Below are 11663 nucleotides of genomic sequence, written 5' to 3'. Positions count from 1 at the left end.
GTTACCGCGATTAAGGAGCTTTATCCAAAGGATTCAATAGTTGGATATTGTACGTTTGTACTAGCCACTAGCCACTAGCTACAAGTTACAAGTTACAAGTATCCAGTTGAGCGAAGCGAAAATCCCGACCGCAGCGTCGGGTTATCCAGTCTTGTAATACAAAGATCACTTCGGTCCCCGTCCGTCGTTTGCCGGACTGCTCCCTCGTGATGACGGCTTTTGTTGTACCGAATGCCGCGGACGGCAACGAATTTGTTTTCACTTTATACTTCTTGTCCGCGGCTGATACTTATCAAACATATCGTCATTGCGATCCCGATGAGTAGAACGAATCGGGAGAAGCAATCTCCCTGCTCCCGAGCGAATCCTTTAGCATGGGAAAAGCTACAAGTAGCAAGCATCCAGCATCCAGTACCCAGATACTTTCAGAGCCGTTTCTTAACAGTAAAGAACCGTTCTTTTTCTGGCAGAACGGTTCTTTATCAGTAGTAGTTTTTTTCGTGTTTTGTTCTTTTAATTCAAAAGGTCAATCGATCTTTTAAAGGCTTCTGTTTCCTTCTCAAAATCCGACCCGTGCCGGATAAAAAGTTCATGAAACTCATTTTTCCGATAGGCAGCAATAAAATCTTCCAGTCCGTATTTTTTGATAAGATAATCAACAAACATACCTGAAATGGAATAATTGTGCCAGGCATTAAAAAAGCCGGTATTACTGCTTATCAAATCCGGCGAAAGCGAATCAATATGCTCTTTTGTAATTCGACGGTCGTTGTTATAAGCATCTTTGTTTTTATTGTAATCAGTAAACTGTCTGAAACCTTCGTGCCAAAACGGATTCGGATTTTTGCCGATTGTGGCATCAATCACCGTGTGACCTAATTCGTGCCATAGTGTTTGTGTTTCCAGCCCCGTGATATGGTTGTTACCCGGCAACGATTTTCCGTAAATGGTTTGAAACAAAGGCTGCGCTAAAAAAGCCTGCAAATCTTGCCGCGTTTCGTAAAAATAAACTTTGGTAACAGGTACTTTTCGGGCATCCTGATGAAGGTAACAACACAACGAATCAATAAAATCATCCGTTGCTCTTGTTATTTTTTCCATTCGCTCTTCGTCGCTGAAAGTCCCGGCAAAAAAGGCTTCCATAAACCTGGTTTTCGTTGGATTTCTAAAATACCGGGCACGAAGTGTGTTTAAATCATTCAGTTGTTCAATATTGTTTGCATAACCATTGATTACAAATTCACTGCCGTGCAAAATATTTAAGGGATAAAACCCCAGTGGCATTTCCCTAAGCGGAAAGCTTGCCTCAACCGAATTTCGGCAGGTATAAAGATTTGTGGCACTGTCATTCATATAAAAAAAGGCATCGTCAGCACTTTCGTATAAACGATCCTTAAATGAGAAACCGTTTTTAGTTTGTTTTACCGGCATCTGCAGAATACTGCTGTTTTTATACTTCGAAAAGGGGCCGTAAAACTGCAGGTGTTTATCAAAATCATTTGCCGACAAATGCAATTCACTTTTGTAAGTATAAACAGGTTTTGCCTGCACCTGGTTCCAAAAGAAATAACCTTCAACAAAGGCCGAATCGGCATGGGTTATTTCATAATCTTCAGGATAAATAACCCACACGGTATCAACGGCGTGGAATTTCAGTACCCCGGAAAAATTTTCGTCCAGTGGAACAAAGTTAAGCGGCTGTCCACACAAACGGATAGTCGCAAACAAAATGAAAAGAGTATATATTGTTTTCATGATTTACGTTGTTGGAGTCGGTATTAGAATAGGCTAAGTTGTGAAGCGCTTAACCGGTTTTTATAGTTTGAAAACTGAGGCATCAACTTCCTGGTTGGCCTGGATTTCAGAAAAAGTAATTTTTCGTGTTTGCCCGGGCATTTTAATCGTTTGCTGAAACGATAGTTTTACTCCGTCAACATCGCGGTAATCCGAATAAACCGTAGTGGCGGTTGATTTTCCGTAGGGCATATCAAGTTCCTCTTCAATTTGAACAAGCAAATTGGTTTTTACATCAAAATACCAGCTTTCTTTTTGCCCATAAACCGACACAACATCCAGTTTGTGCATTTTAACACCATCAACCTTTTGTACACCCGAGTAGGTGTATTCCGCCAGGTTCTTTTCCCAACCGGCATACCGTAAAAAGGCCGCGGAATTCAAAAAACTCTGTTTCTCTTCGCCTGCGATATCACGTACAACTCCCAGCCGTTCTTCTTTACAATCCGATCCGTCAAAAACACGAACAACGCCGCCTGTTTCCTGCGATGTTACCTTAATGTAGTACCGATTGGGTGTTTCAATAATTTTACGATCAAGCAAAAAGCCCGACTCTACAAACTGTAGTTTCGAAACGCTAACCATATTCTTTATTTTGGCCAGCGAATTTTCTCCACCAATGGCCGCTACATAATTTTTTAACACCTTTTCGGCTTTTGAATCTTTTAGCCCGGTGGCAGATACAAGGTTTGATACGAAAAATAATAGCAGCAAAATAATTGCCGTAGTTGTAGTAGTTACTGTTTTCATGGTTTTTAATTAATTATTTTTTTTGAATGGTTTTTATTCGCCGGATTTGACTATTGTAATGCTTTTTAGGTTACAATTTTGAGCTGTAAAAACGCATTAAAAACAGAATAAACGACAAACCGAATTGCCGGGCTGGCAAACAGCAGTTTTCTGTCTGTAAACGTTAAGTTAGGCTTATCAGTAATCCACTGTTCCCGCGCGAATTCTTTAGCATGGGAAAAGCTACAAGTCGCAAGCTGCAAGCTACAAGTCGCAAGTATCCAATAACCAGTATCTAGTAACCAGTATCCAGCAACCAGTATCCAGCAAAATAAGCGTCATCAGCGCTCCTGCTTATATTGTTAATAAAAATTTGAAGATGCTTATCTTCAATATGTTGCAAAACATGGTTTAATTTAATTCTCTGTTATAAATTGCACATAGGTTAATTCCATACCACGCATAACCCAAATAATTTCAGGTTTCTGCATTTGGAGTTTAACCACAAACAACACTATAAATAAATTAAAATTATTATGCTTATGTCTAGTAAATCAGAAACCGGCCATGCCGTAAATGTGGCCAACTTTAACCAACTAATTATTTTTGTAACAGGCTACGGCGAAGCCTACAACCCATCAAACGAAGCAATAGCTTTACGCGCATTGCAAACAGTAGCCACCGATGCTACGGCAACCCTCGATGCCATTTACTCTGCACAGGGGCCATACAACAACGCCGTTGCTGCCCGCGAAGTAGTTTTCGATCCCTTGAGCAAACTGGTAACCCGCGTAATGAACATGCTTAAAGTATCGGGCGTTAGCAAAGAGGTTTACGACAGTGTAAATACTGTGGCCCGAAAAATTAAAGGCCAGCGCGCCACGCCAAAAGCTACAGCTCCCGAAAACGGGGAGGAGGGCGAAGAAACAACCGAAACAAAAACACGCTCTACCTCGCAAATGAGCTACGACAGCCGCGAAGAAAACTTTGCAAAGTTTATTCAACTACTATCGGCCATTCCCGAGTATGCACCTAACGAAGTGGAACTGCAAGTAGCAACACTAACTACCTTAAGCAACGAGCTCCAGGCAAAAAACAGCGCAGTAATTAACGCCGAAGTACCACTAAGCAACGCACGTATTCAGCGTAACAATATACTGTATGCACCCACTACCGGGTTGGTTGAAACGGCCGGAAATGTAAAAACTTACGTAAAAGCCATATTTGGCGCAACAAGTCCGCAATACAAACAAATCAGCAAACTGAGATTTGTTAAAATAACCTAATAAATGTGAATGATCGGTCCGGTTATACAAATAGCCGGATCGATTATCGTAATAAACTACCATCCTCAGCAATAAGTCAACTTAATAGTAAAAAAGAACAACATTGATTTTCAACAAATCAACTTACACTTTCAACAAATCAACTTACACTTTCAACAAAATGACTTATACTTTAAATAAATCAACTTACATTAACAATAAACCAACTTACATATTCAAGAAATCAACTTACATTTCTGAAAAACCAACTTACACTTTCAATAAAGCAACTTAATTATAAAAACAACCAATTTACTCCTTCATTAAAGTCATAATAAGTCAAACTCAAACCCAATGAAACGCAGAAAAAAGAAAAACAATACGCAGCAAATAAAACTAGAGCGTAAACATCAGTACAATCTGTTTTATAAGCGCCTGGAATATAATATGAATAGGATAGGCGATGCTCGTGCACTCGATACTTTCGATAAAATAGAGAAAAAGCTATTGCATCATTGCCGTATACGTCCCTACAAAATAGTTAATGCCGAAAAGGAAGAGAAAAAACTAAGCGCCAAAGAAATACGCTTTATAAATACATTTGTGAGTGATTTCTTAAATGACAGCCATGTGGAGTTGGCCGGAAAAAAAATAAGCCTGTACGACTTTTCATTTTATATTGAAACACTCTATTTCTACTATCGGAATGCAGAAGAGCAGAATAATATCCGGTTTCGTTCTTATTTTCCTGTATTCGAAACCAAAGAATTCGAAGAACGACGTTTTGATGTTTATTATAAATTCACAGGATATCTTGAAAAAATGGCATGGTCGTTTTCCGATCTTACAAACTATACCATTCGTTTTGTAAAACAGGAATACGATGAAAGACTATGCCAATTAAGTCAGAAACCTTTCTTTAATAATTACCACATTGAAGCCCGTAAAATTGACAAAGAAATATGGAAAAAGGATAATAATCCCAGAACAATATATCACCTCTTTCTGAATACAAAACAGCAATTTGTCCCTTTCGAGGTGAAAGCCGAATATTTCGGAATTAACTCGATGATGCATAACCTTAGTATAAAAATATTTATACAAAAACATGCCATCGCCCGAATAAAAGAGCGCCTCGGAATACATTTCTTTCATATCAGTTATTCGCTGGTAGTAATGGCCATGTACAACAAACCCATAGAGATAGAAACCGGTAAAAGTTATCTTTTTCCGGTAACCTACGGAAAAGTTAAGGTTGGTTATCTGAAAGCCGAATTAACGGGCAATAAATTGGTAATCCTTACCTTCCTGTTTTTAACAAATAACGGCACACCCGAAGGACAGAAGCTAAATAATATTGGTTTGGAAAAGGAAGACAAAAAATACCTCGGCATCGATAAGCTCGACATATTTATAAATTCGGATATTAAAAATGATGAGCGTTTAACACAATTTTTTAAAAGCGCAGATTGTGGTGATTTATTCAAGCTCGACAAAACATTGATTAATAAAGACAACCCGGAAGAAGTAGCACGCGCCGCTTTTTTAAACCACTACCTCGGGATAGATTAAATGAATCCGGAAAATTTAAGTAATACCGGAAAAACATAACAAGGTTAACCCAAACAACCCATAGCCACCGCTCGAATCCGTTAGCCTGTTAATAATATCTGCGAAAATCAGCAAAATCAACGTCATCGGCGTTCCAATTCTTCAAACTTCAGCCAACATTAACTGTCAACTACAACTGAAAACTGCTAACTAAACCTCACCTTCGAGCCAGGTTTTAAAGCTTTTCACTTTCTCGCGTGCCACCAAAAAATCATCGTCATTCGCATGTTGTACCTTAAGTTTTAAACGCGAGTTACTGTAGGTAATAACATCGCTGATACTTTTTAAAGCCACCAAATATTTGCGGTTAATACGGAAAAACAGGTTCGGATCAACTATCGTTTCCACCAGTTCCAGACTCTGGTCGAGCAGGTAATCCTTCCCATCCGAAAGTTTGGCGTATGTACCTTTTTCAAAACTATAGAAATACAACACATCGGCAGTTTCAATTACCCGAAGATGGGTACCTACTTTCACCAAAAAACGCTCTTTGTAATTTTTCTTTTTCAGCGAGGTCATAACCTCGTGTAGGATATCGGGAGTAAAAGAAGATGTTACGGGTTTGGCCAGCTGCTCAAACTTATCGAGCGCCTTTTTTAGCTCTTCGCGTTCAATGGGTTTTAATAAATAATCCACACTGTTCACTTTAAAAGCACGAATGGCATAATCGTCGTAAGCCGTGGTAAAAATTACAGGCTGGTTAAACGATGTTTGTTCAAAAATTTCAAAACTCAGTCCGTCGCCCAGCTGAATATCAAAAAATGCCAGTTCAGGCGCTTCGTTGTTATGCAACCAGTCAACCGTAGCTTTTACAGTGTCGCACACCGCCACAATTTTTGCTTCCGGTTGTAAGGCCGAAATATGCACAGCCAGCTGTGCCGCTGCCAATGGTTCATCTTCTACTATCAGTATCTTCATTTTTTCTTCAAGTCACGAGTCACGAGCTTCGAGCCGCGAGTTTTTCATTAAAGCATTTCCGCATTAAAGCATTCAAACCTCAGTCCCTCAGTCCTTCCATCCTCCAACTCCACTCAGGATAAGATACTGCAAACTGCGACTGCAAACATCGAAAATCGTTAATCATCATTCTTCAATCGAAATTCATTTCCTCAGTCCCTCAATCCCTCATCACTTCAACTCTTATAAGCGGAACACTAACCCGGAAGTAACCGCCGTTCTTCGAAACGATCATTTGCTTTCCGGTAAGGTATTCATAGCGTCCGGCCATGTTTCTCAGGCCTGTTTTGCTGCTGTCTTCCACCTGCGTTTTTGGCTGAAGGTTATTCTCCACCACCAATTCGTAATCGTCGGAGATAGCTACCACAATCTTTAACGGATTAGCCTTTGATATTTCGTTGTGTTTAATCGCATTTTCCACCAGTGCCTGCACCGATAGCGGAATAACTTTCCCCTCCACCTTTTCGTTGGCAATAATATCCACCTGAAGCGCCTCGCCAAAACGAATTTGTTGCAGGTAAATGTATTTCGTCACAAAATCGATCTCTTCTTTTAACGATATAATATCAAGATCCTTAAACTGCAGCACATCGCGATAAAATTTCGAGAGCTCGCGCGTAAATTGTTTAGCTTTTTCCACATCAATATCGATGAGGCTCCCCAGCACATTCAAACTATTAAAAAGAAAATGCGGATTGATCTGATCCTGCAGCACTTTGTATTGTAAGGCCAGCGATTCGCGTTTTACCTCTTCTTGCTGGCGTACCGCATATCGCCAGGCTTTAAAAAACGAAATGGCATAAATAATCGATGCTACGATAATAAAAATAATGTACTCCGCAATAATGGTTCCGCGGTTGTATTCCCAGAATGTGGCCCACTCACGATCCATAACATGAATAAACCAAAACCAGTTAACGGTCCAGATGACAAAACTGGAATATAAAAGATGCATAATCAGGGCACGAACTACGCTTGTTCCCGGACGATTTACCCAATCGATGTAACGTTTTTCGAACCATCCGAAAAGGTATCCGTTGGTAAACAGCGGGAGGCCCAGACTTAACGAATAACCGGCACTCCACAGAAACTGCCTGAAGGGGACTTTTAACGATCCGCCCATAAGAACAGAAGTTACCATGCCAATTAGAATTGAAATAATAGCGGCTACCAGCCAATTGATGATTACGCGCTTGCGCATTTGTTTTGTTTTATTTGATTTTTGAGTTTTCAAGATAGTAAAATTACAAATGAGTTGAAGATAATATTGTTAATCGGAATAGAAAGATGGAGCGAAGTGAATTACCTCAATCTCCATCAGTCCTGTCAATCTTTTTTTAATCTGTAATCGATCTCCATCAATCTAATGAACTTACTCTTCACACTGGCTAAGCAACTGCTCGTTATGCACATTGCCCCAGGTTGGCATTAAGGGATTGGTTAGTTGCGATGATTCAAACATTTCGGCCGCTTTTTCCAGGTCGGGTTTGGCTTTTTCGGCACCGCCACCAAAAAACTTGGGCGTATGGAAAGTATTGCTTCCGCGCAGGTAATATACCCGTGGATTCTCCGGATTTAAACGTTCCGCCTGTTTAATGGCATCCGATGCTTTCATCGAATATTTGGCGCCCTTGCTCATGTCGGTTATCCGTATCTGATACAACAAAGCCTGCAAAGCATAAATTTCTGATTCGTCGTCGTTTGTTTTCATCAGCCTATCCACCAAAGCCTGCGCTTTGTCCAATTGGGCATGTTTGGCATCGGTATCCATTTCATCAAAAAAGGTAGAGCGAATAAAACAATACGCTGCATAATAGTTCGGCAGCCATTTGTCTTGTTCGGCATTGCCAATACGCTCAAACTGGTTGGCTAAGACCTGCAGTTCGGCAGAAGTGTGCAGCTGGTATAATTTGTCGATGTTTGTTTTCATGGTTTCTTCGTACTTCGAAGAAAAAACGGTAGTTGATATGGCTACGAGTAAGATGGTGATAATTGTTTTCATGACTTTAAGTATTAATGATTATTACTGTTTGATTTATTTGCTGATTCAAAGTTCCGCTGAAAAGGGCACTTTTGAAATTCTTCCTTACCGAACTGTTGATTTTATGAGATGAATTGTAGCTTTTGGATAATTCTTTGTGATAGAGTGGAACTCGAGATTCCATTAAAGTTGTTGTTTTTTCAGATTAATATAGTTAACCACCCCACCGCCGTAAACGCGGTACCCCCCTCCTGGAAGGAGGGGAAGTTTTCGTGCTGCACACATGGTTGTTATTTTAGATTTTAAATTGGAATACGAAATTTCTCCTCCTTTTAGGAGGAGTACATCCCGACTTATCGGGATGGGAGGTGGTTAATAAAACCAAATTAGAACTTTCTTTAAAAATTCAGGAAAAGACCAATAAATACAAAACGTTTCAAATCGCGTTTTACCGGAACAAGCGAGTAGTTGCCCTGGGCATCGGCAACATTTATGGGGCGGTAGCTCAGCACATTGTTATTTCCCAAAACATTGTTTACCGAGCAGTACAACACCGAATATTGATTGCCAATGTAAAACACATGGCTCATATTCAGACTAAGATCGGAATACATTTTGGTGCGCTCGCTGTTAAACTTCGAAGAATTAGGATCATTGAACGGACGTCCGCTGGCAGCTGTAAATGAAGCGCCAAACTGCGTGTTTATTTTATTCACCCAATATTTTCCCACTACCGAAAAATTGTGGTCGGAAATAAAATAAGGGGTAGCTTTTTCAGGGTAATACTGGTATTTTCGTTTGGTATCGATGTAGGAATAGGTAACCCAGTAATCGAATCCTTTTATACTCTTCTGGTCGCGCCAAAAAATATCGAAACCTGCGGCATAACCGCTTCCATCGTTCAGCAGATTTTCCGGCAATCCGTTTTCGCCCACCGAATAAGTTATCAGGTCATTGTATTTTTTGTAATACGCTTCGGTGCGGAACAAACGCTCCGAGTTATCACCAAATTGGTAGCTGAGAATGTAGTGCATCGCCTGCTCAAATTCCAGATCGGTGTTTATTTTCAGGTAGTCTGCTTGTGGCGTTTGATAATACAATCCCCAGGCACCAGACAATTGTGCTTTTTCTCCGGTTTTTAAAGCCAGGGCAAAGCGTGGCGCCATGTTCAATTTATTAATCACCGACGAGTATTCGGTGCGCAATCCCGGACGTATACCAAAGTTTTTTGTGAATTTGATCTCCGGCTCTACAAAAGCTCCAAGCAAATGGTCGTCGAAAGAGCCATTGTACGTTGCGCCTTCATTTTCAATGTAATCCTGATCGTATTTGTTGTAAGTTTCATTAGCTCCCCAGGTTAGTTTCACACCTTCGGAAAGATCATGCACGAGGGCAAATCGCGATTCAATATTCAGTTCTTTGGTATTTACATCGTCAGCTCCCAATCCCAAACGGTTGTCCTGATAGGTGGAAGAAATTCCGATGCGATAGCACGATTTTTCTGAAAAACAGTCGCGGTACGAAAGATTGGAATAAACTGTTCCTCCTCTGCTGCTGATCTTCATTTTTTCTCCGTCGTTACCGGCCGGAACGAGGTACGCGAGGTCGCCATAATCGGCCGTAACATAAGCTTTAAGCATACCTCTTGAGCTTGTTTTATGGCGAAAAACTGCAGTTCCGTTTACCGACTCCACAGGTTTTTCCCAATCCACATTACTTTTAAAAACCTTGTCGTATAAACTAAGGTTGGTATATCCACCCGATACATTCAATGATGTATTTTCCCAACGTTCGGTGCGGTTGGCCTCGGCTCCAATGGTCATTAACGAAATGCCGGTGTTGTCTGCTTCCGGAAGATCGGTAGATTTCAATACCAAAACAGAAGACAGTGCTTGGCCGTACTCGGCAGAATAACCGCCTGTGTTAAATTGAACACCGCTAAATAATGAAGGTGCGAATCGGCCGCGCGTTGCCACATCGGGAGTTTTGGAGTAATAAGGTTTTGTTGCAACCAGCCCGTCGATGTAGGTGGAAGTCTCATAAGCATCGCCACCACGCACCAGTAAACGTCCGTCGTCGGCAGAAGCCTGTGTACCGGGCATAGTGCGAATGGCCGCCATTATATCGCCGTTGGCACTTGGCGTAGTGTACACATCCAGCGACTTCATTACTGAAGCCCGCGATTCATCGTCGGCAGCAAAACTTCCTGCAGTTATGGTAACCGCATCAATACTGTTTACACTTTCCTGCAGTTCTATCTGCATTACCATGTTGTTTTGCAAATCAATTGTTTGGCTCCAGGTTTTGTAGCCAATAAAAGATGCTACCAGTGTTTGTTGGCCTGTTTCTGTTGTTTCAAAACTGAAATTTCCTTCACCATCCGAACTGGCACCGTCGTAAGTGTTTTCAAGGTAAATATTCACTCCCGGAATGGGCTCTCCGTTCTTGGTAACAACTTTTCCGGATATGTTTATCTGCGCAGAAGCAAGGACCGACAGAAAAATGAAACTAAATGTTAAAAGTGTTTTCATGACTTGTTGTGTTGTTTTCTGCTTCAAAATTCCGCCGAAAACTTTAACTCATGAAATTTGCTTTACCGAACTGTGGAATTTGTGGGATGAATTGTCGCTGCAAGGATATTAGAGATTGATGAGGTGGGGGAGTAAGTGATTTAAAATACGATTGCTTCAACAAATCAGGTATAAAAAAAGAGGGTGCCCGGGCAGTTTTACTCCCAAGTACCCTCTTTCTCCGAAAAAGTATCCCGTGAACTGAAACAATTTCTTTTTCCTAATTGTTTCAAAGCACGAACTTCAGTCTTACTTTTATAATGTTGTTCGATACCACTCCGAACTACGGCCCAGCATACGTATTCCGGCAACAAAACCTTTTAGTTTCAGCAAATCTTCGCCTTCCATCCAGCTGTAGCAATCGTAGGTTTTCCCCGATTTTGGATCGTAAATTGTTCCGTTTATCCATTCTTCTTTTTTGGCATCGTATTCAAAGCCTTTAAGAATTTGTATCCCCACCACCGAGCGGTCGCGTAATGCCGGATCCGGGTTTTCATCATCTTTTGGAGGTGCTCCGTTTTCATATTTCTCAGGAATCATGTACACAATGGTACCAATGTATTTTCCATCTTTTTTCTCTACTTCAATCTTAGTGGTTTTTTCGTCATTCCACCACACACCAACAATTTTATCGGCTTCCTGTGCAAAACCGGCCAGTGCATAAATTCCAAGGAAAAAAAGAATTACAAGCTTCTTCATAATGTCTGATTTTGAATTATTTTTAAGGATTAAATATAGAAAATTCGGAGAGTAATC

Annotated in this window: 9 protein-coding genes; 2 read left to right on the top strand and 7 right to left on the bottom strand. The window is 40.7% G+C overall.

Translation table 11 applies throughout. The features are described from left to right. Positions 1-513: 513 nt before the first annotated feature. Together ABZB17_RS02865 and ABZB17_RS02860 are read right to left on the bottom strand one after the other, a co-directional pair. Positions 514-1755, bottom strand: coding sequence for a hypothetical protein (locus ABZB17_RS02865; RefSeq protein WP_372648009.1), 1242 nt, complete (start codon positions 1753-1755; stop codon positions 514-516). A 60-nt stretch (positions 1756-1815) separates the two neighbouring features. After that, positions 1816-2544 (bottom strand): hypothetical protein, encoded by a 729-nt coding sequence (locus tag ABZB17_RS02860; protein WP_372648008.1) that lies wholly within the window; start codon positions 2542-2544, stop codon positions 1816-1818. A gap of 521 nt (positions 2545-3065) precedes the next feature. Between ABZB17_RS02860 and ABZB17_RS02855 the strand changes: the two genes are divergently transcribed. Further along, positions 3066-3809: a hypothetical protein gene (locus tag ABZB17_RS02855; protein WP_372648007.1), complete on the top strand. Its 744-nt coding sequence runs from the start codon at positions 3066-3068 to the stop codon at positions 3807-3809. 333 nt (positions 3810-4142) lie between these two features. Continuing rightward, positions 4143-5360, top strand: coding sequence for a hypothetical protein (locus ABZB17_RS02850; protein WP_372648006.1), 1218 nt, complete (start codon positions 4143-4145; stop codon positions 5358-5360). 189 nt (positions 5361-5549) lie between these two features. Here the strand turns inward: ABZB17_RS02850 and ABZB17_RS02845 are convergent, their stop codons facing one another. The 5 genes from ABZB17_RS02845 to ABZB17_RS02825 form a co-directional block, all read right to left on the bottom strand. Then, entirely contained in the window at positions 5550-6317 is a 768-nt protein-coding gene (locus tag ABZB17_RS02845; protein ID WP_372648005.1) for a LytR/AlgR family response regulator transcription factor, read from the bottom strand. 199 nt (positions 6318-6516) lie between these two features. Then, entirely contained in the window at positions 6517-7557 is a 1041-nt protein-coding gene (locus ABZB17_RS02840) for a sensor histidine kinase (RefSeq protein WP_372648004.1), read from the bottom strand. A gap of 171 nt (positions 7558-7728) precedes the next feature. After that, the gene (locus ABZB17_RS02835) at positions 7729-8358 is read right to left on the bottom strand and encodes a hypothetical protein (RefSeq protein WP_372648003.1); all 630 of its coding nucleotides are present in this window, start codon (positions 8356-8358) and stop codon (positions 7729-7731) included. A gap of 377 nt (positions 8359-8735) precedes the next feature. After that, positions 8736-10868 carry a carboxypeptidase-like regulatory domain-containing protein gene (locus tag ABZB17_RS02830; RefSeq protein WP_372648002.1) on the bottom strand — a complete coding sequence of 711 codons (2133 nt, stop codon included), beginning with the start codon at positions 10866-10868 and terminating at the stop codon, positions 8736-8738. 294 nt (positions 10869-11162) lie between these two features. Beyond that, on the bottom strand, positions 11163-11606 hold the full coding sequence (locus ABZB17_RS02825) for a DUF2147 domain-containing protein (protein ID WP_045031956.1): 444 nt from the start codon (positions 11604-11606) through the stop codon (positions 11163-11165). Positions 11607-11663 lie beyond the last annotated feature (57 nt).

The sequence above is a fragment of the Draconibacterium sp. genome, from assembly GCF_041583095.1.
GTDB lineage: Bacteria > Bacteroidota > Bacteroidia > Bacteroidales > Prolixibacteraceae > Draconibacterium.
This window is presented reverse-complemented; position numbering and strand designations above follow the sequence as displayed.